Raw genomic sequence first — 25,067 nt, forward strand, 5'->3', positions numbered from 1 at the left:
AAACCATTGCCCTGCGTTGCTTCGGTATCTGTACCACCGGGCCTTGAAAATTATCAGCTCGCCCCCACATTGGGGTTGTCTATATTTTATAACCATCGGGAATTATCAAACATGACTGTTGAAGCAAAAAAAGAAACTTTGGGCTTTCAGACCGAAGTCAAACACCTGTTACATTTAATGATCCATTCCTTGTACAGCAACAAGGAAATTTTCTTGCGCGAATTGGTGTCTAACGCCTCTGATGCCGCCGATAAGTTGCGCTTTTTGGCCTTGTCTAACGATGGCCTGTACGAAGGCGACAGCGAGTTAAAAATCCGTTTGGCGTTTGATAAAGACCAAGGCACCATCACCATTAGCGATAACGGTATCGGCATGACCCGCGAAGAAGTGCAGGAACATATCGGCACGATTGCCAAATCCGGCACCAAACAATTTTTTGACGCGCTGACCGGCGACCAAGCCAAAGACAGCGAACTGATCGGCCAATTCGGCGTGGGCTTTTATTCGGCGTTTATCGTTGCCGATAAAGTCACCCTGACGACCCGCAAAGCCGGGGCTCCCACCGACCAAGCTACCCGTTGGGAATCCGCTGGCGAAGGCGATTACACCTTGGAAACGGTCGAAAAAGCCGGACGCGGTACGGAAATCGTCCTGCATTTGAAAGAAGCCGAAAGCGAGTTCTTAGACGGCTACCGTATCCGCTCCATTATCAGAAAATTCTCCGACCATATTTCTTTGCCTATCGTGATGGACAAAGAGGCGGCGCCTAGCTACGACGACGAACCGGAAGAGGGCGAAGAAAACGCCGAAGCCAAAGAACCAGCCGCGCCGGAAATTGTTGAAGAAACCATCAACAGCGCGTCAGCCTTATGGACTAAATCGCGTCAGGAAATTTCCGATAACGATTACAACGAATTTTATAAGCATGTCGGCCATGACTACCAAGACCCGCTGACCCATGTCCACAGCAAAGTCGAAGGCACTAACGAATACACCTTATTGCTGTATGTGCCTGCCCGCGCCCCGTTTGATTTGTGGGACCGGGATGCCAAGCACGGCGTGAAGCTGTACATCCGTAAAGTCTTCATCACGGACGATGCCGAGCAGTTGATGCCACGGTATTTGCGCTTTATCAAAGGGATTATTGATGCCAATTCCTTACCGCTGAACGTGTCGCGGGAAATTTTGCAACAAAGCAAACAAATCAGCACCATTAAAGCAGGTGCGGTGAAAAAAGTCTTGGGCATGTTGGAAGCTTTGGCGAAAAATGAGCCGGAAAAATACGCGCAATTCTGGAAAGATTTCGGCCCGGTCATGAAAGAAGGTGTGATTGAAGACCACGGCAATAAAGAGCGCGTCGCCAAATTGCTGCGTTTCTCCTCAACGCTGACCGACAGCACCACCCAAGACGTGACCTTGGAAGATTATGTCAGCCGTATGAAAGAAGGCCAAGACAAAATCTATTATGTGACAGCAGACAGCTTTGCGGCGGCAAAAAACAGCCCGCATCTGGAAATTTTCCGTAAAAAAGGCATCGAAGTCCTGTTATTGTCCGACCGTATCGACGAGTGGCTGGTCACTAACTTAAGCGATTTTGCCGACAAGCATTTGCAGTCGGTCGCCAAAGGTGATTTGGACTTAGGCGTTGAAGAGAGCGAAGAAGAGAAAAAAGCCCAAGAAGAAGTCAGTCATGACTTTGAGTCGGTGCTGAAACAGATTAAAGAGGTGTTGGGCGATAAGGTGAGCGACGTGCGCTTAAGCCACCGCCTGACCGAATCCCCCGCGTGTTTGGTCGCTGATGTGTATGGCATGAGCCTCAATATGGAACGCATTATGAAAGATGCGGGCCAATTAATGGGCGGCATGGGCATGGGCAGAAAACCGATTTTTGAAATCAATCCTAGCCACGCTTTAATCGCCCGCCTGAAGTCTGAGCAAGACGATGCCCGTTTTGCCGATTTGGCGCATATCCTGTTCGACCAAGCGATTTTAAGCGAAGGCGGACAATTGGAAGACCCGACGGCGTTTGTACATAAATTGAACGGCCTGTTGCAAGGCTTGTTGAACTAAGCGCTAATTGGGTGGTATAAAAAAGGCCGGAGCATTCCGGCCTTTTTTTGCGTAGGCAATCAGTTTTTTGGGTAATATTACCCAATCCTAACTGTATTTATGCCTTGTTGCACTTTCCCTGATCGTTGAAAATGGCTGCCAACAACAAAATGTGGCATTTTTGTCATATCTTGTTGGTAAAATGTCAATTCAACTTTAGTAGGAACGCCCATGCAAACAAAAAATACCTTATTATCCGCCCTGACTCTGTTATGTGCCGCACAAGCGGCGGTGGCGGATAATTTTGACACTACGGTGACCTTGGGCGGTATAACCCGTAGTTTAGGGTTCGCAACCTTTGATGATGCCATTAAGGCGGCTAACCATCCGGAAAATTATCAAGGTCTGTTTCCTGGCGTGAAAAGCACAGTCGGGGCAGACATTATTATGAATTTTAAGGGCGTACCGATTGAATTCCAAAAAGTCTCCACCACGCAGGTTAACGTCACCATTCCAGGTTTAGGGATTCAGCAATCGGTGGTGGTCACGCCCGGCGGTGTAGGCAGTTTGAGCAAACAATTGGATACAAAAGTAGAAAACTTTGTCAGAAGCCACAATGCCAGCATTAATAAACAATTGGCTAAGGTTGACCCGGCAGACCCTTTGGGCGGCAATCCGTCCAGTTTGATGGGGGTTATGGTCGAAAACGCCTATTTGTTGGCGATGACCGATGATTGGTCTGGTTCTACCCGCAAAAACCCCAATATAAAAAACCGTTTTGATGGCGGTATCCGTTATGGGCATTATGATTTAAGCGGCAAGTCGGTCGATACGTTTACCCTGCCGCTCAGCTATACGGTTAAGCTGGATGATAGGCAACAGATTATTGTGTCGGCACCGTTTACTTATATCGACACCCAAGGCGCGACTTCTTACGACGGCGGCGCGGGGGTTGCCTATAAATACCGGATGAACGATAAATGGGTGTTAACGCCTGCGGTGGCGTATAGCTTGCGCGGCTCGTTCGATTTGGCCGATGCCGGGCATGTCGCTTCGGGTACGGTGACCAGCAAATACACCTTTGACCTGGAGTCTTTAGACCCTAATAGCTTAAAACTGACTATCGGCAATATGGCAGGTTACTACACCACCTTGCCGTTTGCAGTCAAAGGTTATTCGGTCGACCCGAATTTGCAAAACTATATTTTAAAGAACGGCCTGATCCTCAGCAAAAACGTCAATGGCGATTTTTGGGGGCATAAGCTGAATGTGGCAGGTAACTTTACCGACACCGAATATTTTGGCTCGCATTTCTTTGTTGACCAATACAATGAATTGGGTATAACAGTGAAAGCCGTCAACGATAAGCATTGGCTAAGCGCGTTGAGCTTGGGCGGCAATTATTTGTTCAGCGCGACGGGTAAGGATGTCAGTGGTTATCGCGTCAGCTTAATGTACCAATTCTGATAAGCCTTAGGGTAGGGTTCTATCTGCTGGCTTATGGGGTTGTCCGGACGTTGGGAATAAGGCCTTGTCTGTCCGGCAAGGTATTGTTTAAGCAAAGCTTACCGCGTTTAGGAGGCTGGTTTTTTTTATAAGAAACCTGTTTCTCGCTAAGTAACGTGGATGAAATTAAGTAGGCGTTCCATTACACCTCAGCGTGTTAAACCCCACTCCAGCCCTCCCCTTCGCAGGGGAGGGAGCGAACGGCTTCCCCGTCGTACAGGCGAAGTCAGGGGAAAAAGCCCCTCCCCCTGGCAAGGGGGACCCCTTCGGCTTCGCTCAGGAGGGAGGGGGTTGCTGTACTTGCGATTTTATTTCATGCACGTTCCTAACCCACTACTATCGGTTTGCCAGCCGGATTTTTAACCCTATCGTGAGGAATTATGAAGCATCTTATCGTCAGCACTGTGTTGCTGTGTTTACCTGCCGTTGCTAGCCAAGCCGCCGCTCCTGTTGCCGAGCGCGTCTTGGGTAACGGCTTAAAAGTGCTGGTGAAAGAAGACCACCGCTCGCCTGTGGTGGTTTCGCAGGTGTGGTATAAAGTCGGTTCCAGCTACGAACCGGGCGGTATCACCGGGATTTCGCACATGCTCGAACACATGATGTTTAAAGGCACGGATAAGCATCCGGCGGGGGAATTCTCGCGAATTATCGCCGAGAACGGCGGCGATGAGAACGCCTTTACCGGCCACGATTACACGGCGTATTTCCAAACTATGGCCGCCTCTAAGCTGGCGGTGAGCTTTGAGCTGGAAGCCGACCGGATGCGCCATTTGCATTTGCTTGCCGATGAGCTGAAAAAAGAGCTGGAAGTGGTCACTGAAGAGCGCCGGATGCGCACCGAGGATAACCCGCAGGCGAAAATGTCCGAGCAGTTTATGGCGCTGGCGTTTACCAGCAGCCCCTACCGTAACCCGATTATCGGCTGGCCAGTCGATATCGCCAATTATCAGGTCGAAGATTTACAAGCGTGGTACCAACGCTGGTACGCGCCCAATAACGCCACGCTCGTCGTCGTCGGCGATGTCGATACTGCCCAGGCCTTCTCTTTAGCCGAGCAGTATTTTGGCGGTCTCCAGCCCGGCGAACTCAAACCCCTGAAACCCCAAACCGAAAGCCCGCAATTGGGTGTGCGCAGAATGACCGTGAAAGTCCCCGCCAAATTGCCGTCGGTGATCTTAGGCTATAAAGTGCCGTCCTTAAAAACCGCCGAACATGAGTGGGAAGCCTACGCGCTGGAAGTGCTGGCCGGGGTTTTGGACGGCGGCTCCAGTGCCCGTTTAAGTAAGGAATTGGTGCGTGGCAAGCAACTTGCCGTGTCCGCCGGGGCGGGCTATAACTTCAGCTCGCGGTTGGCCGATTTGTTTGAGCTGGAAGCCACCCCCGCCGAAGGTAAAACCGTTTGGGAACTGGAAACCGAATTGCGCAGCCAAGTTACCCGCCTGCAACAAGAGCCGATCAAGCCGGACGAACTGCAACGCATTAAGGCGCAAGTGTTGGCGAGTGCCGTCTATGAGCGCGACTCCAATTTTTACCAAGCCATGCAGTTAGGGATGCTGGAGACGGTTGGCTTGGGTTGGCAGAAAGCCGACGAATATGTCAGTAAAATCAATCAAGTGACTGCCGAGCAAGTGCGCGACGTGGCGCGGCGTTACTTGGTTGACGACCATCTGAACGTCGCTTATTTGGATCCGCAACCGATAAACGCCGCCCCTGCCGCCCAGAAGGTAGTAAAATTATCCGCCAGAAGACAGTAAAATAAGATGTCTTTGTTAGGGCGCAGGAGCAATCCTTGCGCCTTGATAACCCCATCGAAAAAATAATAATAACGCTATGGCAAAAATACGCACTCATTACGACAATTTAAAAGTCGCTCACAACGCCCCCGATATTGTGATTAAGGCGGCGCATAAGGCCCTGATACAACAGCACCATCCTGACAAATGCCAAGACAAGGCCGCCGCCGAGCGGATTGTCCGTATTTTAAACGATGCCCGCGAGGCTCTGCTCGATCCCGTCAAACGCAAGCAGCATGATGCGTGGATTAAGGAGCAGGAGCACAAATATAAACATCATGCGTCCGCGTCGGCTCCGCCCAACGAAGACCCGCAGCCGACCACCCACCCGAAAGAACCGCCCGTTACCGAACAGGTCATCAGCCATTACCGCGCCTTAAGTAACGGTTTGGCCCACGACATCCAAAGCCACCTGATCTGGTGCCGGTTTGCTTTAGGGCAAAGCTGGCAAACCGACAAGGCAGAAGGCGAAGCCGCCTTATATGCGTGGCAAGCCGCCCAAGAGGCGGTACACCTGTTTAATCAGCAAGGCGGTTATGCGGGTTATACCGACTGGCGCTTACCGACCGTGACGGAACTAAAAACCCTGCTCGATAGCCCAATCGGCCAAGCCAGCTTCATCAACGCCCAAGTATTCCCCGCCAACCCGCGCTGGCAATGGACAATCTCGCCCTACGCAGGCTACGGCGGCGGCGCGTGGCTGGTCAACTTTAGCGAAGGTTTGGCGATTAACGACAACCCTAGCTTGCCGTGCGCGGTGCGCTTGGTGCGGGGTTAGGTATTATTGTGTTTTATTATGTAAACTCGATCATCAAGTTTTTAACATTCAGATAAATAGCACAGCTACCGGATAATGAAAATTAAAATTAATTAAAAACAACAAGCTGCATCGAAGCCCGTCTCCCTCCCCTGATGGGGAGGGCTGGGGTGGGGAGAATCTAAATAAGGCTTTTTTCATTAAACGGACAGAAATACGTTGATTAAAATCTCTGAGCCATACGCATAAGTCATTGATTTATTTCGCTTTTTATAACGGCAGACGTTCGCATTCGACATTGGGCTATAAAACCCCTTTGGAATTTGAGCGGGAATTTTACAGCAAGGTTGCCTAAGAAAGTGTCCGGTTTTTGTTGACCATTACAAAGTTCCTACCCTTGGCAAGGGGAAGGTTGGGAGAGGCGGCAATTGTATTGCCAATTTTATGGGTATGAACGATGAGCGACCAAGACAGCCAAGCGGCGAATAGTTTTTATCGGGAAGTGCGGTATTTTGCCGAGACCGTCAAGCCTTTGCAGGGGGCGGTGTATTATCAGGTGTTGCCGGATGAGGTGTGGGATATGTCGTTGGTGTCGCAGCGGGTGTATGGGCGGCGCGATGAGTTTTTGGCGGTGCTGGCGGCGGCGGGCTTGGGCGGGTTTGATGAGGCCTTGCCAATGAAGGTGTTGGTGTTGCCGAATCCGGCGCAGTTAGACCAGCTAAAACGCCGGACGGGTTTTGAGTCTATTGCGGAGTTCCGCGAAGACGGCAAGCCGGTCTGGGTGAATTGAGGCGTATTTTTATGACTAGCAACTGACAGGCCTGTGTTTATGCTGACGACTATCCCCGATGCGATTAATAAGATGACCCGCCAGGTTATCCTCAACCATCCTAGCCATTACCGTTGCGTGATTATCCGCGCTACGGCGACGCGTTCTGAACCGCTGAGCGGCCATTTGCCGACGCTGGGCGGCTTGGGGGTGTTGTTGGCGGATGATGAGGACGCGCTGGCGTTTGCGCAAATCGGTACGGGGTGGTTGTTGCCTGCCGACCCTTATGCCGCCGCGCCGATGACGGATAAGCTGGATGCCGAGAATGGGGCGGCGGGAGAGGTGACGTTTTTGATTGCCCCGGAAGATCCGGCGCTGGTGGTCGCTAAGAACGATATTATTTACCGTTACCACGATTATGGGGTGACACAGGCCTTTACGGTGGTGGATATCCGCGCCCAAATCGCTATCCCGCCGTTTTGTCTGCGTTATGTGTGTAACCGTTGTGAGGCGGTGGCGTTTACGCGCGGTTAGGATGCCTGTGTTCTGTTAATGAACGTGCATAAAATTAAGTAGGCGTTCCATTACATCTCTGCGTGTTAAACCCCACCCCAGCCCTCTCGGCAACCGCTCCTTGCGTTGCTCTACCTCCTTCATGCCCCGTGGGTATTTACGCCCCTGAGGGTGTGCATCCGTGCAGTCGCCCTTGGCAGGGGAGGGAGCTTATGCCTTCTCCGTCGTACAGGCGAAAGTTAGGGGAAAAAGCCCCTCCCGCCCCCGTTCCCTTCGGCTTCGCTCAGGGAACGGGGGCGGGCGGGGCTTTTTTTGTGCCTGCGGTATAGGAAAAACCCGCCTGAGGCGGCGGGGTGGGGCGGTCATACTATGGCTTGGGCGGTTGTTAGCCGCGCCAGGGCGGCAGTTGTTCAGACCGCCGCCACGCCCGCCCGATCAGGCGACCGCCACTTTATTACAGTTAAATCAATGAGGTTACATAATGAATTTATTCACTAGAACACTCGGCAGCGAGACGGGTATCCAGTTAAACCCGTTGCAGGATAATTCCAGTATTCCTGTTAACGCCGATAACAGCGACCAAAATATCGCGACGATGGCGCGGTTGCCGCGTGGCCGTTATGACAAGCCGTTTTTACTGAACCGGGCGAATCTGGTGGCGAAATTGGGCAAGCGCGGCTCGCGCATTTCGGCGGTTTGGCTGAATGAGGCGCGGGTGCATTTGCAGGAGGCCTTAAGCAACGGTGCGGCTAATGCCGTGGTGCAACGCTTGGTGCGTGAGCCGCTGACCGTCCATAAGTGGATTTATGCTTCCTCTTCAACGTCTATTAGCTTAGCGCCGGTGATTGGTGACGGTGCGGTCACCGCCGTTACCATCGCTACCAAAGGCAATCAATATCAAAGACCGCAAGTGACGATTGCGGCCGGCACTGGCGCGACTATTATCGTCAAGGTAAATACTAACGGTGTGGTGACGGGGGTGCGGGTCTGGGGCGGCAGCGGCTATAACGCCGATTCGGTCATTACCATCAGTGAGTATAGCGGCATAACCAACGGCGGTGCGGGTGCGAAAGCGGAATTGATTTGGCCAAGAAATAAGGCCGACAGTTCTTTAGATGGGGTGACGGTCGCCATTTTGAGTGGCGGTAGCGGTTATTCGCACCCGACGGTGACGGTGGCGGAAGATGCCGCTAACCCCGCTACGGCGGTCGCCACTTTGTCGGGTATATCTGGCGGTAGCCTGACGGATGCGGTGGTCACCATGACCAAGCAAGGTTTATGGTATGACGCGGACAATACCCTTATCGACATTGTTGATGCGAGCGGTGCTTCGGTCGGTGCGGGCGAAACCATTTCGTTGCTGGATGAAAATGGTAATAGCCTGATTCAGGACGGGAAAATCACTGGGATTAAGGTTTCTGGCGGCAGCGGCTATTCTAACAGCAACTTGATTAAGATTACCCGCAAGGTGCTGTTTGATGTCGAAATGGAAAACTCTAGCGGGGCGTTGCAGACATTGGCTCCCAGTAATGGGTCAACCGGGGCGAATTTTGCGGTCGGGGCAGCAGTGACGCTGAGCGGTACGCGCTCGACCGCCACCAATCCGATTAGTACGGTGGCGCACGTCAGCGCCATCGAAGACGGGGTTATTATCAGCTTGACTCCGCAGCAGGGCGATGGCGAGACTTTGAACGGTAGCGCGAATGTTACGGTGGCTATCTCGGCCCCGACGGATGGCGGTAAGCAAGCCAAAGCCTATGCGACGGTGGCTAACGGCCTGATTTCACGGGTGGTCATGGTGCAAAGGGGCTCGAAATACAGCGCCGCCACCACCACGGCGACCATTGACCAAGCCAATAACCCAGAGTTTGTTGCTGATGTCCTTGCCCCTGGCGTTTACGCTGAACCGTATTTGTTTGCCTTAAAGCATTTGGAAGCCTTTAATGACGGCATTATCTTGGCTCTTCATGCCAACCCTAAGGTGGTTAAAGGCGTGGCGCAAGCGAATGACGAAATTACCCTGCGTTTGATTGATCCGTTTGACCGCAGTGTGTTGTATCAGTTTGTCGGCAGTTTGCAAGAAAATGCCACCGATGATTTTGGCAATTCGACGTATTTGCCGGATGTGGTCGCCAGCCAAACCGATGCCGTGCAGTTGGTGGTGGGGGCGAATACCAGTATCAGCCCGTTATCGTCCGCTTATGGTTATGATACCAACGGCCAAGAACAATGGGTGTCTTCGGTCGATCCGGTGCTGTATTTCTTTGAAGGCGGCATCAACGCGTTTGCGTATAACAGTAACGATTTGTATAACGCCCGCCGTAAGTTGCAAGACACCGTGCTGCAATACGGCACGATTGTCGCCTGCGGTAGCACCGACGCGAATTTGTTGTCGGAGTTGGCGAATCTGGCTTATGAGACCAATACGCCGTTTAAGTTTGACGTGCCGTTTGTGGTCGGCGGTGCAAATTCGGTGTTAGATGCCATCAGTTTTGTCGACAATTTGGACTTTACCGCCAAAGATGCCGCACATTTGCTCCATGCCTATTGGACGCCGATCACTTGTGATGACCCTATCGGCGTGAATGGCCGTTTGGCTTTAGGGTCGGCGGCACTGAACGCGGCCTATACCTGCCGCCGTAATGCGGTGAAAAACAGCAAAGGTTTTGCGAAAAAGAACGCCCCGGTGGCCGGGTCGAATTGGCCGCTGAGCCGTCGGGGTATGCGCCAAGAATACGCGCCTAGCCGTGAAGAATTGTCGGCCTTGGCGGATGCGCGGATCAATCCGGTGTTGTTTGAGTCGTTCGCGTCCGGCGGCAAGTATGTGTTTGTCGATTTCTTGACCCAAGCCCCGGTGACGAACAGCTTAAGAAAGCTGACTTCGGTTTCGGAAATGAGCGTCGCCATTGATGCCGCCATTGCCCGGTTTGGTAAAGATGTGTTGGCCTTGCCGATGCAGGATGCGGTCACGGAAATGGGCGATTATCTCAAGGCCTTGTTTGAAGGGGCTGAGCAGGCCAAATGGCTGGTGCCTTCCGCCGAGTTGGGTGGACGTACGTTTGCCTATACGGTGGCGGCGAACCCACAGCGTCCTTATGATGTGATGGACATTGCCTATAGCTTGAGCTATGACGGGGCGGTGCGCCAAATCACCATAACCCAAAGCTTGGTGAAACGCTAAAGGTAGGGCGGCGGGGCTTACTGGGGTAAGCTCCGCCGCGCTGTTATTCGGTTAAGGGCTGTGGGGTCCTTAACCGAATGGCAGTGAGTTAAGTTGGTGGACATTTATTTTTTAACGGGTGTGGATTTAATCTCGCCCCAGCCCTCGTTCCCCTCGTTCCCTTCGGCTTCGCTCAGGGAACGAAGGGATAAGAAGGTTAAATGATGAATGGGCAGTTGCTTATGCGGCTCTAATTTCAGGAGATAAACAATGCACAGTACCGCGCCAGTAGGGCCGCTTTTTCATGTAATACAGGGGCTGGGCGTGTGGCCGGGCAAGGGGAATGGCGGTGGTTAACGATTTGGTTTCTGACTGGGATGGGTTGTCGCCGTTTTTGTTGGCTTCGTTTTACGAGGTGGACAGCAATGGCGCGGCCATTGGGGATTATGGCACGACCGTTAAAGCGCCGCTGACCGATGCTAAGCTGGAGATGACCGCCAACTGGCAAATGCCGTTTGAGAAAATGGGCGATGAGAGCAACGCGTCGTTGCTGTTTGCTAAAGTTCAGGCGGATACTTTAAAGCCGCTGACGGCGGCGGCGGTGAAGGCGTTGTCAGATCCGAAAAACCCGCTCAGCCAATTGAGTGCGGCGGATAAAAAACAGAGTCCGTTGAATTTTTCTAAGCAGTTTGAGGGGCGCACGGGCTTGACGAAGCTGAATTCGTTGCAGGTGTTTTCGGGGATGCTGCCGTTAAAAATCACCGTTACCGCACTGTTCCGCGCTTGGTCCGATGCCAGAGCCGAAGTGCAAGATCCCATCAGGCAGTTGATGGCCTGGGGCTTGCCGAAAAAATTAGCCGATGATCTGGGCGAGTATGCCAGTGCCGATAAAGGTAAAGGCACGGCTTTAGATGTGCTGTTACCGTCGCAAGCCCCCACTTATATCGGTATGCGCTATAAAAACCAAGTGTTCGCGCCGTTGGTGATTACCACGATTAACCTGCCTTTGGGTGCGCCGATTAATAAGTTTGGCGACTATGTGGAAATGTCGGTGATGATGACCTTGACGTCGCTGAGCGCGATCGACAGTGACGACTGGCAAAAAAAATGGTCGCCGCCCGCGCAGACTTTTTTAATTTGATGATGGCCCTGTCTTTTTCTTCTTCTTTTTACGGCATTTATGATTAAATTTCCGACCTTGAGAACCTCGCGGTTGACCGCCGAACTGGGTGAGTTGAGCATTGCCACGGCGGTGCAACTGGCGAAAATCCCCGCCGACCAGCATGAGCAGGCGACCACGTTTTTATTGTCCCATAGCGTTAAGGTACTGGACGGCGAGGCCGATGTCCGGCTGTGGACAGTGCAGGAACGGCTGTTGGCGGTGGCGTATTATTTGGCCGCGACCTTGGATGAGCCGAATTTTGCTATCGGCGATGAGGGGGCGTTTTTGGATTATCTGGCAGGTGAGGTGGATGCGGTGGCCGCGCCGGTTAGCGTCGGTGAGGTGGAAGGCGATGCCTTTATGTTGCGGCATCTGAGCGGGGCGATGGCGGAGAGTATCGAGCGGCTGCACGGTGAGTTGGACGGCATCAGCGGGCGTTTCCATTGGCTGTTGGGCTGTTTGGCGGCGCAATTGTATCCGGCGGCGCACCCGCCTGCCGAGACTGGGCATGATGGGGCGTTGGACGAGGTGATCCGCCAGCGGATGCAGGTGTTTGCGGCCTATCCTGACAGTGTGTTTGCGCAATTATTGGCGGCGTTTTACCAAGGCCAACAGCAGTTGCAGCATTTGTTTGCGGTGGACGTGGACGAGAGCGGCTTGGTGGTGCTGCCGAAACCGACAGGGGGGGCGGAAAGCAATTTGTTTCCGGCGCGATTTCCAGCTGTTGAGTGCTTGTCCGAACTGGCGTGGGCAATGGCAAGATGATTTATTGGCCTTGGCGGGGCAGTTGGTGCTGTACGCCCACACCCCGCTGCCCGCCGCGCTGGCGACCCCGGCCAGCCACGCGAAGACTTTTTTTGACGGCAAAACCTTTGAGCAATGGCGCAAGCATGAAGACCACGCGCAAGCGGTGCAGATGGCGATTATTGAGCGGCTCAATCAGATTATTAGAACCCGGAGCCTGTAAGATGTTATGGAACCCCATCCCCCCCGAAAACGCCCAAGCCGGGTTGGCTATTGGTTTAGGCTTGCCGACTTTATGGCTGTTGTTTAAGCGCTTGGTGCTGACGGCTAAAAATAATGATGCCGATATTGCCACGGCGCAATCTTATACCACGGTGATTGAGCAGTTGCGCAGCGAGGTGGACCGTTTGCACAGCAGTAACAAGACCTTGTTTGAGAGCTTGCAGACGATGATGGATGAGAACCAGAAGTTAAGCGGGCTGGTGGCGGAGTTGCGGGCGGATAAGACGGAATTGGAGCAGCGGATGCAGAGTTTGGAGGCAGTTATTGAGGGGCTGCGGGGGTAGGGGAAATATAGCCAAATGGCCTATTATCTAACGTATTATTTTTTCATGACGGATAAGGCTACAATAGATTTATCATAATTTAAAAACGTTCAAGATTTCAAGGATTATTTCTATGTATCACTTTTATTCACAAACCCAGAGAGGTTCAAAAAGTTCAAAAAACGATGATTGTTTTCTTATAAATAACTATATCGCTCAGAACGGTTCCTATAAAGCGCAATCTAAAAAAAACTCCTTCATCATTGGGGTTGCAGATGGCCTTGGAAGTGCCCCAAAAGGGAGTTTTGCGGCTAATTATTTATTAGAACAAATTTCACAACATAAAAATCAGTTAACCCACGCACTTATTTTAAATATAATTAATAATGTACATGCTTATTTAGGGAAAGAATTTTTCTGCAAAGCTTCCACGGTTTTTACCATTGTATATTCTTCTAATGAATTAATTACAGTTTATCATTTGGGCGATACAAGGGCTTATAAGTTGACAAAGAGAAATCTTATACAGCTTACAAATGACCATACTTATGTTCAAGAATTAATTGATGCAGGAGTGATTGGAGATGGGATGAGGTATAATCATCCATATAAGAATGTTGTCAAACAATCATTAGGCGGCAAAAATGGAATTCATATTGACGTATATAACAATGTATTCGAGCCAGATGAACGCCTATTGTTAACCTCAGATGGTATTCACGATTATCTAAAAAAAGAAGAAATAGAGGGGATTTTAAGAAAATCCACCAATATTCAAGAGAATGTCATTAATTTAATTAATAAGTCTCTGGAAAAAGGGTCAAGTGACGATTTAACCGCTCTTGTCGTTAAATATATGTAGCTACCATTTTCTTTTTAGTAAAACGCCCATTTCTCGTTCAAGTATCCTCAGCGCATCATAATTATAATCGATGACATTTTCAAAACTCCTCCCTGATTCACGCACATGATTCTTTTTTAGTTGCTGAATAAAGGTCAGTGAGTTATCTAATAGCTCTTGGTGATGGGCTAGTGTATCTTGAAACGTGCCTTTTGTTGAAATCTTGCATTGTTGTTTTAATTCGCTTAGATAGTGTCTAAAAGCCAGTTTTTCATTAAATCCTGATGTTGAGGGCATGGTTGAAGAAAATAGGGTTTTAATATATTCATTTGTTGTTCCATAAGGCTTCAAATCATCTAAAACACCTTCTTTTTTTGCCGCATCCAATGCTCGTAGCCGATATTCAGAAAGTGCTTGAGGGCAATAATACCAAATAGACCTTCTGCTAATAGAATCCTCATCACTAGTATTGAATTTCCCGGCATTAAAAGAACGCACATTTAAAAAAGACCCTGACGCAATAGCATCTGCTTTTGAACAAGCTAAAAAAAGCATTTGATGGTTGGAATAGCCAATAATGACTTTTTTATTTTGAATTTTTAGACCTGCAACTAATATGGCTAAATTGGCCAACCAATTTGTATTTTCAATGAGATACCCTCCTTCTGGTACAATATAGAAACCATCAACAGCCCAATCCTTGGAAATTTCAACCAGTTTTTCAATAGCAAATTCGTCAAGCAAAACTTCTTTTTTTAAGGCGATGGTAATGTATTTATCTTTATCATTAAATACTCTTGCGGATGCCTCCAAAAAAATATCTTGTATGTCGATCCATATCTTATCAACGTTGTCACACAATACCGAAGGTATGATATAGGCATAGGTATTGGAGTAGTCGTTAATAGATTTAATCTCTTTGAATTGACTTTCAATGCAGTTTATATCAGATAACATGTCTGTCTTGAAGTCTTCAAACCAGTGTACATGTTGAGTTAGATTTTTATGGTTTGCTTTTGGGTTATAGTATTGTGGGTCAAATAAAGTTTTCCCGTTCATTTTTAATAATTCTGTGGAGAACTTCCTAAGCTGCTCTTCTTTTAAGTCACGGGGACTCAAAATAACAGTACCTTCACCCCATTTAGTAATGAGATGGCGGCAATGGTCTAACATGCCATGCCCAAACTGTAAAAATAAATCCATACTTAGTCTCTTGTTGCTATGATGTAAATATCCTTAAACCAATCGTATGCTTCTAATGCCGTTGTTGGCCTTCTGTTTATAAACTTATTCATGCAGCTATGAATGAAGTCATTTATTTCATCGAATGTATCATTTTTTGGTAATGTAGCATAATCACCCTGTTCTACTTTTCTGATGACATGAACGATATTTTGACACCCTTCTAAAAATGGATTCATTCCTGTAAGCATTTCGTAAGCAATAACCCCTATTGCATAAAGATCAGTTCGGCTATCAATTTTAGTTTTTTCGTTATTGATTTGTTCTATTGGCGCATATCCTGCGGTATGCGGGCCAAAATGGCTTTTAGAATCTGTTAATGACTCTTTAGTCAGATCTCTGGCAATGCCAAAATCTATAAGAAAATACCTGCCATCTGGGGTTCTCATAATATTGTCAGGCTTTATATCTCTATGTACTAGCTTTCTTTTTTCTAAAATGCTTAGTGCATTTAGCATGACATTTAGGAATTTGCAAACTTCGATATAATCCACTTTTTGATGGCGCTCTATAAAATCACGCAGCGTTTCACCATCAATAAAGGATTCAATAATATAAAAAAGCTCTTCGCCATTACAGTGAATGACGCTATTTCCGTAAATCGTTGAAGTATTAAATCCTTGGCATTCTTTAATAATGTCGATTTCTCTTTTAATGCGTTGAATATTTTGGTCGGGCTTTACAATCTTGAGAATCACTTTACCGTGTTCAGGAGAAATGGCCGTATAAACTGTCTTTTGGCCCGTGGCTTTCAATAGAATTAATTCGCTAAGACCTAGTTGTTCAAAACAAGTTAAATTCAAACTGCCTCCTTAATATTGAGTTGCATATCGTCCTACCCATTCATTGAACATCCAAGACATATAGCTTGTGGGGAGATTTTGTTTCTCTGCTTTGTTTATTTCGATTACTTCACCGTCATTGAAGCTATATAATCCTATGCCGTACGCTTTAAATCGTTGTATTGTCGATTCTTTTGGGGTTTTTATGGGAGATAATGCGTATGATTCAGAAGCAAACCATTTATTTGCATCTGCTTGATTTAGTAATATATCCCATTGTCCCATTTTTGCTTCAACCGAGATTAGTCGTTTTATGCCATAAATCTCTTTCAAAGGCTTAGAATTCCATTTGCCATTTTTACGCTCAATCAAACCTGAATCAGTTAGGCGTTCTATGGCTAGCATGATAGTTTTGTAGCTAAAGTGAGTTCTTTCGATTATTGATGAGGCATTGCCTCCTCTCATGGCTCTGATGTTTTCAAATATTTTTATGTCGATTATTTCAAGTCGGTTTCTTAACGGATGCCAATTATCTAAAAGATTAGGAGTATATTCGGCAAAAACCACATCAGGGTAAGCAGTATCTACCATGGGTTCAATAAACACAGCTAGGCTAGTTTTTTTTTGTTTGAATTTTTGTGCTGTTATATCAATGAATTGATGAACCATGTCAAGTTCTGGGCCATTCCGTCCAATTCTGTGCCTTAAACCAATATCTACTTTGCTAGCATCAATAATAATTACATTTGACACTTTTTGCTCCTATAATTAAATTAGTGCCAATTTTTCGCACATAGCATATTGCTGTACGAAACAAATATTTTATGTATAGTTTAACAATTTAATCTTTCCAATGATATGAGTTATTACCATTTTATAAGCTAATTATACTCCGAGCGGTCACTAATTGAGCCTTGTCACTCTCTTTTCTAACAGATGAGGGTTGGAATTGACACTTCCAATAAACGCAATCTAATGCCGTTCATAGTATAGATAATATAAAGTCCGGCGTTAAGCAAACGACAGGCTAAACGTTAGTACACACGGTTATATCGTGCAATGGCTAAAGGGATCCGGTGCACTCTGTTCGGTGCGGCCTCTCCAATGGAGTACAAAGGGCTTTATTTGCGCCTAACCCAACAGGTCAGGTTGGCCTGTCTCTGTGTCGCTTAATGAGTGGGTATCTATATCTTTTTTCTTTTTTCTTTAATCTTTCTCTATTCTCCCACGTCGTGACATTACCATTACTCCCAAGCCAGCAATGCGGTCCGGCCTGTGCTGGGGGCGCATAAGTCAATCCCCCCTGCCGCCGCGCGGTGTTGCTGGCCCCTTTTTTATGCCACTGACCTAAAGGCTTAACGATGCACGCCTATTTTTTTAACGGTCTTATCGCGTTGGACCAGTTGTTGAATGTCCTGGTGTTTAACGGGATGCCGGATGAGACGATTTCTGCCCGCAGTTTCCGGGAAAAGGACACGTCGGTGTTTTGGCGGCTGTTTAACCGCGCCATTGATACGGTGTTTTTACGGCTGTTTGGCATTGTTGACCATAGCCAAGCGGCGTTTGTTGCTGAAATGCAGCGATTAGAGATGCCTAAATGCTACCAAATGGGGGTTAAATGACGACGTTATATGCAGAATTGACCAGTGGTCCGTGGGCGGCGGCGTTTGCGCCCTTGATTGCCGCCGGGGATGACGGCGCGATTGTCGAGCTGATGAACCGCCCTAGCCTGACGGTTAAGGGTAAGCTGAGCAGCCATGACATCCGCCAGTATTTTATGTTGCGGGATTTGCTGTTGGCGATTGAGGGCGCGGTCGACACTAGCCCGGTCTGTAAGGCGACGGTGCGGGCGTTGGATATTTTTGCCGTGTTCGATCTGGCGATTCCGGCGGTGCTGGATAAGTTTACCGCGATAATGGACGGGTTAGTGGCGGAGAGTTTTATCCCGCATTTTACCGAAGACGATAAGGCGGTGTTGTTGGCGATGGCGGATACGCCGATGAGCCGCGCCGGGCAATTAGGTTGGGTTGTTGATGTGCCGGCGGTGGCTTTGGCGTTGCGGGGATAGCGCTAAGGAACGCGCATGAAATAAAATCTGTCGAACAGGCGAAAGTACGGCAACCCCCTCCCTCTTGAGCGAAGCCGAAGGGCTCCCCTTGCCAGGGGGAGGCGTTTTTTCCCCTGATTTTCGCCTGTACGACAGATTTTATTTCATGCACGTTCCTAACCTTTATTACTCGATCATCAAGTTTTTCATAAAACCCGCCCTGAATAGGGTAGGGAATTTGTTAAAAACACAAATGTATAGGGTAAGACTGCTCCCTCCCCTGATGGGGAGGGTTGGGGTCACTGCCATTAAGTTAAGGAAATTCTGTTCAGAAACAATGTTTTTTCTTCCTTTTATGGAAGTTCAGCAACCCCCTTGCCGATGTCTTTTGTCTGGGCGGGTTACGGTGCTTTCGTTCCAAGCAAGGGAGGCCCCCAGCGCCGCCCCCGTCGTACAGGTGAACGCCAGGAGAAAAATCCGCTCTCCCTGTCCCCTTCGGCTTCGCTCAGGGAACGCGGAGGTTGGGAGGGGTTATGTTAAATGATTAATGAGCGGTCACTTAAATTGAATGTTGACAGCAACGGCAACCCACACCATAACCGACAGCCTCCTGACCCAGAAAAAGCAGCCCATTAGGCGGCTTTATTATATTGAAAACCCGGCGGCACCCGTAATACCACTCCAAATAACCTGGCAATTAAAGCATTTATGGATACCTCGTTACCTCTTCCTCTCGTATCGGTTGTGATAGCCACTTACAACGGGGAACGCTTTTTACGCGCACAGCTCGACAGCATCCTGCAACAGACCTACCAGCACCTTGAAGTTATTGCCGTCGATGATTGCTCTACCGACAATACGTTCGCCATTTTAACCGAGTATGCCGCCCGGCATCCCCATTTTACAGCCGTCAGTAACGGGCAAAACCTCGGCTACCAAAAAAACTTTGAAAAGGGGTTTCTGCTGGCCAAAGGCGATTATATTGCCCCTTGCGATCAAGATGACATCTGGTTGCCCACTAAAATCGACGTCTTATTAGCGCATATTGGTGAACATGCGATCGTGTATTGCGACTCCAGCTTCATTAATAGCACGGGGGAATTGCTGGGAAAAAAAATGAGCCAAGAAAAAGTCCTTACCCATTTTGACGACCCGCTGATGTTCATCGTCGGCGGTTCCGTGCCAGGACACGCCATGCTCATAACAAGGCAACTGGTCATGGACACCATGCCTTTTCCCAGCACCATTATGCCCCACGATTACTGGTTAGCGTTTGTAGCGACCTTTGCCAGCTCGCTGAAGTTCATTGACCAAACCTTAGTGCTCTACCGCCGCCACGATGCCAACATATTTGGCTCCCTCAACTCCAGCAACAAGCAAAAAGAAACCGCCCGCCAACGCAAAGAAAACGCCCAGCACCGGGTAAAATTGCTGTACGACAAATGTCCTGAGCATTTAAGCGAAACCAAAGAAGTGTTGCGGAAACTCTACAATAGCTATCAGAGTTACTCTATCACCAATAACTTCACCCGGATGATGATCTTTTTTAAGTACAGAAAACAAATCCTCAGTTACAAAAAACGCAACGAATTCAGACGCTGCCTATACTGCTTAAAAATGTTCTTTAAAATAACTTAAATCAGTTGCATCTACCCCATCATGACCCCTAATCCCCACACGCCCCTCGTTTCTATTATTTTAGCCACCTACAATGGGGAACGTTTTCTGTCCGAACAGGTCGAAAGCTTATTGCGCCAGACTTATCAAAACATAGAGATTATCGCCGTTGATGATGCCTCTACCGATAGCACGCCCGCGCTCTTAGACCGTTACGCCGCCCGCTACCCGCATTTTCGCGCCGTAAAAAACCCCACTAACCTAGGCCATGCCAAAAATTTTGAACAAGGCTTTTTATTGGCCCAAGGTGATTATATAGCCCCCTGCGACCAAGACGACATTTGGTTACCCGACAAAATCGCCGTGCTGCTGGCGCACATCGGCGACCATGCCATCGCCTATGGTGACTCGGAATTTATCGACAGCGCCGGGCGACGCTTGGGCAGTAAAATGAGCGACACCAAAAACTTGACCGATTTTGATAACCCGCTGATGTATATCGAAGTGGGCATCTCGGCGCTCGGCCATGCCATGTTAATGACCCGCCAGCTCGTCCAAGCGGCAGCGCCGTTCCCGGCCATTTTTTCCCATGATAACTGGCTAGGCTTCGTCGCCAGCTTTAACGGCTCGGTAAAGTTCGTCGACCAAGTGCTGGTACAATACCGCCGCCATGATGCCAACCTGACTAACGCCCTACATAAAAAAGACCGGAAAAAATTGGCCGGAACAAAAGCCGACCCCCACCAACGCATGGCTCATGCCCAACAACGCTTAAAGACCCTCTATGAGAAATGCCCCGATCATTTGCCTGAAAAAGCGGTGATTTATCAACTCTACCAAAGCCACCAAAGCTTTTCTTTGCGCAACAATTGGTTAAGGATGTGCCTGTTTTTCCGCCACCGGCACCAGATTTTGCTGCATAAAAAATATGCCCACCCCGAATTAAAACAGCGGCTGCACTGTATTAAAGCTTTTTTTAAAATGATTTGAGATTTTATGCCCACTCCCACCAACTTTCTTATCAGCCGCACCGACAGCTTAGGCGATGTCGTGCTAACCCTACCCGTTGCGGCGGTCTTAAAACAGCATTTCCCCAATGCCACCATCGGCTTTATCGGTACGCCTTACACCAAGGCGATTGTTGAGGCCTGTCCGCATATTGATGTGTTTATTGATAAAGCCGATTTTTTAAGCGGCCCCGTCACCCTAGCGGGCGAAAAACCCCAATGCCTGCTGCATATCCTACCGCGTGCCGACCTTGCCAAACGGGGCAAAGAGCTACAGATACCGTGGCGGATAGGCACGACTAACCGCTGGTTCCACTGGCTGACCTGCAATAAGCTGGTTAAACTCAGCCGCAGCAACTCGCCCCTGCACGAGGCGCAGTTAAACCTCAAACTGTTAAAGCCGTTAGGGATCCGCCATGACTTTACCTTACCCGAAATCGCGCAACTGGTCGACATGAGCCGCCTGCCCGCCCTGCCCGCACCTTTTGCCGCCTTGTTGCAAGCCGATAAGTTTAAGCTTATCCTACATCCTAAATCACGCGGCAGCGCCAGGGAATGGGCTATTGAGCATTACATCAGCCTGATTAAGTTGCTGGATGCGGATAAGTTCCAAATTTTCATTTCCGGCACCGCCAATGAGCAAGCCGCGTTACAGCCTTTATTCGCCGCCGTGGGCGAGCGCGTCACCGACATCAGCGGCCTGATGAGCTTGCCTGAATTCATCCCCTTTGTCGCCGCTTGTGACGGCTTAGTCGCTTGCAGCACCGGGCCGTTGCATATCGCCGCCGCCCTCCAAAAACACGCGCTGGGCATTTACCCGCCGATGCGCCCTATCCATCCGGGACGCTGGCAACCGATAGGCCAACATACGCACATCTTCGTCCTGGACAAAACCTGTAACGATTGCCGCCAAGACAAAGCGCAGTGCCCGTGTACCCAAGCCATCCAACCGTTAGCGCTAAAGCAGACCTTAGATAAAATTTATGCAGATTTCGCCCGCCAGCGCGGCCTAACCCGTTAATGCCCAGGCGCAGCGCGATAACCGATGAACAGATGACGGAAAGGAATTTAGTGACATGAAGCCGGGCATATCCTTTCAGCGCATCCTGATCGCCAAAACCTCGCACCTAGGCGACTTGGTCATCAGCTTACCGATGGCGGCGGCGATCAAACGCCATTACCCCGAAGCGACCGTCATTTTTTTAACCTGCCCCAACACCGCCACTGTCGCCCGGCGGTGCTTGGATGTCGATGAAGTCTATAGCCTGCCCGAAGCCGCCGCCGACTTGCCGCCGCTGCTAAAAAGCCTCAATATCGACGTGTTTATCCAAGCTAACACCTCAAAAAAACGCGGCTTGGCGGCCAAAGCCGCCGCCATCCCCATCCGTATCGGCTCTTTATACCGTTACTACAACTGGTTTTTGTGTACCCATACCGTCGCCATCTCCCGCTGCTTCCGGCACTTGAACAAGCGCCTGCTGGATCTGCAATACTTACGCCCCCTCCATATTATCGCCGATGACTTAAACGCCGTGCCGGATTACTACCGGTTCGCCCCAAAAACCGACCACGCCTTAACCGGACGCTTCGGGCTGAACGTTAACAAACACCGGATTATTTTGCATCCCGCGTCAATTACCTCCCAAGCCCACCGATGGCCGTTAGCCAGTTATGCCCAACTGATTGACTCCCTAGACCCGGAACGTTATCAATGGCTGATTACCGGCACGGCAGCGGAGCGGGCGTACTTAACGCCGTTACTCAACAGCCCTGGGCGGCAGGCGGATGTGGTCGATACCGTCGGGCAATTGACCTTAGACGAACTGATGACCTTAATGATGGCCTGCGACGGCCTAGTCGCCGGCAGCACCGGCCCATTGCACCTAGCCGCCGCCTTAGGCCTGCATACCTTAGGCCTGTTCCAATCCAAGCCGAGTATTTACCAACGCTGGGCGCCGGTCGGACGGGCGGCGGCGATACTCCACAGCACCACGCCCTGCTGCGGCGACAAAAACCAGCAAGCCTGCCCGTGCATCGTCGCCATCAGCCCCGCCAGCGTTAAGGAGCGGGTCTTGGCGTGGTTTGCTGACGATTCCAGCACCCCACCTTGTTCAGACAGCCTAAGCCAGCCCTAAAAAATCCATCGACACCCCGCCGAAAAGGGAGTAAGAATAGGAGCTAACCTTGCGCCTACCCACTTCGGTGCCACCCCATGACTCTGCCCCGCATCCTGTTACTGAGCTTTATCGCCGTCGCCATCACCGTGTTTTTTACGGTTGGCGGCTTAGATTATCTGACGCTGGACGGCCTTAAAGCCCAGCAAGACCAATTGTTTGCTTGGCGGGATGGACACTGGGCCATGACGGTGTTGCTGTACAGCCTGCTCTATATTATCGTGACGGCCCTCTCCCTACCCGGTGCGACCGTCATGACCTTGGCCGGGGGGCTATTGTTTGGCCTGTTGTGGGGGACTATCATCGTCTCGTTTGCCTCCAGCATCGGCGCGACCTTGGCGTTTCTGGCGGCGCGGTTTTTATTCCGCGACCCCATCCAACGCCATTTTGGCGACCGCCTGAAAACCATTAACGAGGGCATGGCGCGGGAAGGCGCGTTTTACCTGTTCACCTTACGGCTCGTGCCGCTGTTCCCGTTTTTTGTCATTAACTTGGTCATGGGGCTGACCCACATCAGCACACGCAGCTTTTATACCGTCAGCCAGTTGGGCATGTTGGCGGGCACGATAGTCTATGTCAACGCCGGTACCCAACTCGCCGGACTGGACTCGCTCAGCGGCATCTTATCGCCCGGCCTTATCGGCTCTTTTGTCTTATTAGGATTGTTCCCGTGGCTGGCCAGAACCGTCCTTAGTGCCCTAGAAGCCCGCAAAGCCTACGGCAACTGGCCTAAACCTCAACATTTCGACAATAATCTGCTGGTCATCGGCGCGGGATCGGGGGGCTTGGTCAGTGCCTATATCGCCGCCGCCGTCCGCGCCAAAGTGACGCTGGTCGAACAGCAACACCTGGGCGGCGATTGCCTGTATACGGGTTGCGTACCGTCCAAGGCCTTAATCCGTAGTGCCAAAGCCGTGGCGCAAATTCGCCGCAGCGGCGAACTGGGCATCCACGCCCCGGTTGCCGAAGTCGATTTTGCGGCGGTGATGGCACGGGTACACGCCACCATCCAAGCCATTGCCCCGCATGATTCGCCCGAACGCTACCAAGACTTAGGGGTCAACGTCATCCACGGCAAGGCAACCTTGCTGTCACCGTGGTCGGTATCGGTCAGCACCGACAGCGGTAGCCAACTCATCACCAGCCGCGCCATTATCATCGCCACGGGCGCGAAGCCCTTCGTGCCACCGATTCCGGGCTTGGCGGATATAGGCTATCTGACCTCAGACACGTTATGGGATTTGCAGGAACAACCCAAACGCCTGTTGATCTTAGGCGGCGGCCCGATAGGCTGCGAAATGGCGCAAGCCTTCGCCCGTTTAGGCAGCAGCGTCACCCTCGTGGAACGCCTGCCGCGCTTATTGGCGGGCGAAGACAGCGATGTCTGTGAGTTGATCCACGCCCGGTTCTGGCAAGAAGGCATCACCGTGTTGCTGGAACATGAAGCGACGGCGTTTGTTATCGAAAACGGCGAAAAAATCCTGATTTGCGACCACCAAGGCCAAAGCCGCCGCCTAGGCTTCGACCAAGTGCTGGTGGCCTTAGGCCGCCGCGCCACGGTCACAGGCTTTGGCGGCGAAACCTTGGGGCTGAAACTGTCCGAAACACACACCCTCGCCACCAACGGCTTCCAAGCCACCAACTACCCTAACATCTTCGCTTGTGGCGATGTCGCCGGCCCCTACCAATTTACCCATGCAGCCGCCCATCAGGCTTGGTATGCCACCGTTAACGCCCTGTTCGGACAGGTCAAAAAATTTCGCACCGATTATACCGCCCTACCCCATACCACGTTCATCGACCCCGAAGTGGCGCGGGTCGGCCTTAACGAACAAGAGGCGCAAGCCCAAGGCATTGCTTACGAAACCAGCACCTACCCGCTGGCCGAGCTGGACAGGGCGATCACCGACGGGGTCGCGCACGGCTTTGTCAAAGTCCTGACCGTACCGGACACCGACAAAATCTTAGGTGTCACCATCGTCGGCGAACAGGCGGGCGAACTGTTAGCGGAATATGTTTTGGCCATGACCCACAAACTGGGCTTAAATAAAATCCTCGGCAGCGTCCACAGCTACCCGACCTTAGCGGAAGCCAACAAATACGCGGCGGGGGTCTGGAAACGCGCCCACGCCCCACAAACCCTATTAACCTTAGTCGCCGCCTATCACCGCTGGCGGCGGCACTAAGGAATGTACATGAAATTAAGTAGGCGTTCCATTGCACCTCTGCGTGTTAAACCCCACCCCAGCCCTCCCCTTCGCAGGGGAGGGAGCAAATGCCTTCCCACGTCGTACAGGCGAAAATCAGGGGAAAAATACCCCTGCCCCTGGCAAGGGGTAGGCTGGGAGAGGGTTGCCGT

Annotated in this window: 22 protein-coding genes; 19 read left to right on the plus strand and 3 right to left on the minus strand. The window is 50.4% G+C overall.

The genetic code is table 11. The features are described 5' to 3' along the window. Positions 1-111 precede the first annotated feature (111 nt). From htpG to CEK71_RS20005, 12 genes are all read left to right on the plus strand, one after another. Positions 112-2,070 carry a molecular chaperone HtpG gene (gene htpG, locus CEK71_RS19950; RefSeq protein WP_088621022.1) on the plus strand — a complete coding sequence of 653 codons (1,959 nt, stop codon included), beginning with the start codon at positions 112-114 and terminating at the stop codon, positions 2,068-2,070. Between the two features lie 210 nt (positions 2,071-2,280). After that, positions 2,281-3,516, plus strand: a complete 1,236-nt coding sequence (locus CEK71_RS19955) for a hypothetical protein (RefSeq protein ID WP_088621023.1) — start codon at positions 2,281-2,283, stop codon at positions 3,514-3,516. Between the two features lie 419 nt (positions 3,517-3,935). Next, positions 3,936-5,309 (plus strand): M16 family metallopeptidase, encoded by a 1,374-nt coding sequence (locus tag CEK71_RS19960; protein WP_088621024.1) that lies wholly within the window; start codon positions 3,936-3,938, stop codon positions 5,307-5,309. A 76-nt stretch (positions 5,310-5,385) separates the two neighbouring features. Beyond that, entirely contained in the window at positions 5,386-6,126 is a 741-nt protein-coding gene (locus CEK71_RS19965; protein WP_088621025.1) for an Lcl domain-containing protein, read from the plus strand. Positions 6,127-6,562: 436 nt separating this feature from the next. Further along, positions 6,563-6,895 carry a hypothetical protein gene (locus CEK71_RS19970; protein ID WP_088621026.1) on the plus strand — a complete coding sequence of 111 codons (333 nt, stop codon included), beginning with the start codon at positions 6,563-6,565 and terminating at the stop codon, positions 6,893-6,895. Between the two features lie 39 nt (positions 6,896-6,934). Further along, positions 6,935-7,408 (plus strand): hypothetical protein, encoded by a 474-nt coding sequence (locus tag CEK71_RS19975; protein ID WP_088621027.1) that lies wholly within the window; start codon positions 6,935-6,937, stop codon positions 7,406-7,408. A gap of 460 nt (positions 7,409-7,868) precedes the next feature. Further along, positions 7,869-10,568 carry a hypothetical protein gene (locus CEK71_RS19980; protein WP_088621028.1) on the plus strand — a complete coding sequence of 900 codons (2,700 nt, stop codon included), beginning with the start codon at positions 7,869-7,871 and terminating at the stop codon, positions 10,566-10,568. Between the two features lie 322 nt (positions 10,569-10,890). Continuing rightward, positions 10,891-11,688 (plus strand): hypothetical protein, encoded by a 798-nt coding sequence (locus CEK71_RS19985; RefSeq protein WP_088621029.1) that lies wholly within the window; start codon positions 10,891-10,893, stop codon positions 11,686-11,688. A 39-nt stretch (positions 11,689-11,727) separates the two neighbouring features. Then, the gene (locus tag CEK71_RS19990) at positions 11,728-12,474 is read left to right on the plus strand and encodes a hypothetical protein (RefSeq protein ID WP_088621030.1); all 747 of its coding nucleotides are present in this window, start codon (positions 11,728-11,730) and stop codon (positions 12,472-12,474) included. Then, a complete protein-coding gene (locus tag CEK71_RS19995) occupies positions 12,434-12,676 on the plus strand; it encodes a hypothetical protein (protein WP_157679470.1) in 243 nt (80 codons plus the stop codon). The genes CEK71_RS19990 and CEK71_RS19995 overlap by 41 nt, the downstream gene beginning before the upstream one ends. A 1-nt stretch (position 12,677) precedes the next feature. Beyond that, positions 12,678-13,019, plus strand: a complete 342-nt coding sequence (locus CEK71_RS20000; RefSeq protein ID WP_088621032.1) for a hypothetical protein — start codon at positions 12,678-12,680, stop codon at positions 13,017-13,019. 112 nt (positions 13,020-13,131) lie between these two features. Next, positions 13,132-13,860, plus strand: coding sequence for a PP2C family protein-serine/threonine phosphatase (locus tag CEK71_RS20005; RefSeq protein ID WP_088621033.1), 729 nt, complete (start codon positions 13,132-13,134; stop codon positions 13,858-13,860). Here CEK71_RS20005 and CEK71_RS20010 read toward each other — a convergent pair whose 3' ends face one another. From CEK71_RS20010 to CEK71_RS20020, 3 genes are read right to left on the minus strand one after another with little or no spacing between them, the layout of a single operon-like run. Further along, a complete protein-coding gene (locus CEK71_RS20010; protein ID WP_198328351.1) occupies positions 13,861-15,042 on the minus strand; it encodes a hypothetical protein in 1,182 nt (393 codons plus the stop codon). A 2-nt stretch (positions 15,043-15,044) separates the two neighbouring features. Beyond that, entirely contained in the window at positions 15,045-15,884 is an 840-nt protein-coding gene (locus tag CEK71_RS20015; RefSeq protein WP_088621034.1) for a serine/threonine-protein kinase, read from the minus strand. Between the two features lie 9 nt (positions 15,885-15,893). Then, complete coding sequence (locus CEK71_RS20020; protein WP_088621035.1) at positions 15,894-16,616, minus strand: hypothetical protein; 723 nt, start codon at positions 16,614-16,616, stop codon at positions 15,894-15,896. A gap of 608 nt (positions 16,617-17,224) precedes the next feature. Here CEK71_RS20020 and CEK71_RS20025 point away from each other — a divergent pair. From CEK71_RS20025 to CEK71_RS20060, 7 genes are all read left to right on the plus strand, one after another. Next, the gene (locus CEK71_RS20025) at positions 17,225-17,485 is read left to right on the plus strand and encodes a hypothetical protein (protein ID WP_088621036.1); all 261 of its coding nucleotides are present in this window, start codon (positions 17,225-17,227) and stop codon (positions 17,483-17,485) included. Further along, positions 17,482-17,931 carry a hypothetical protein gene (locus CEK71_RS20030; protein ID WP_088621037.1) on the plus strand — a complete coding sequence of 150 codons (450 nt, stop codon included), beginning with the start codon at positions 17,482-17,484 and terminating at the stop codon, positions 17,929-17,931. The genes CEK71_RS20025 and CEK71_RS20030 overlap by 4 nt, the downstream gene beginning before the upstream one ends. A gap of 687 nt (positions 17,932-18,618) precedes the next feature. After that, a complete protein-coding gene (locus CEK71_RS20040; protein ID WP_088621039.1) occupies positions 18,619-19,548 on the plus strand; it encodes a glycosyltransferase family 2 protein in 930 nt (309 codons plus the stop codon). Between the two features lie 21 nt (positions 19,549-19,569). Next, complete coding sequence (locus tag CEK71_RS20045; protein WP_088621040.1) at positions 19,570-20,517, plus strand: glycosyltransferase family 2 protein; 948 nt, start codon at positions 19,570-19,572, stop codon at positions 20,515-20,517. A 6-nt stretch (positions 20,518-20,523) separates the two neighbouring features. Continuing rightward, complete coding sequence (locus CEK71_RS20050) at positions 20,524-21,555, plus strand: glycosyltransferase family 9 protein (RefSeq protein WP_088621041.1); 1,032 nt, start codon at positions 20,524-20,526, stop codon at positions 21,553-21,555. A gap of 55 nt (positions 21,556-21,610) precedes the next feature. Further along, positions 21,611-22,669 carry a glycosyltransferase family 9 protein gene (locus CEK71_RS20055; RefSeq protein WP_088621042.1) on the plus strand — a complete coding sequence of 353 codons (1,059 nt, stop codon included), beginning with the start codon at positions 21,611-21,613 and terminating at the stop codon, positions 22,667-22,669. Positions 22,670-22,746: 77 nt separating this feature from the next. Then, positions 22,747-24,894 (plus strand): FAD-dependent oxidoreductase, encoded by a 2,148-nt coding sequence (locus tag CEK71_RS20060; RefSeq protein ID WP_088621043.1) that lies wholly within the window; start codon positions 22,747-22,749, stop codon positions 24,892-24,894. The last annotated feature ends 173 nt before the right edge of the window (positions 24,895-25,067 follow it).

Origin of the sequence: Methylovulum psychrotolerans (assembly GCF_002209385.1) — a bacterium.
Classification (GTDB): domain Bacteria; phylum Pseudomonadota; class Gammaproteobacteria; order Methylococcales; family Methylomonadaceae; genus Methylovulum; species Methylovulum psychrotolerans.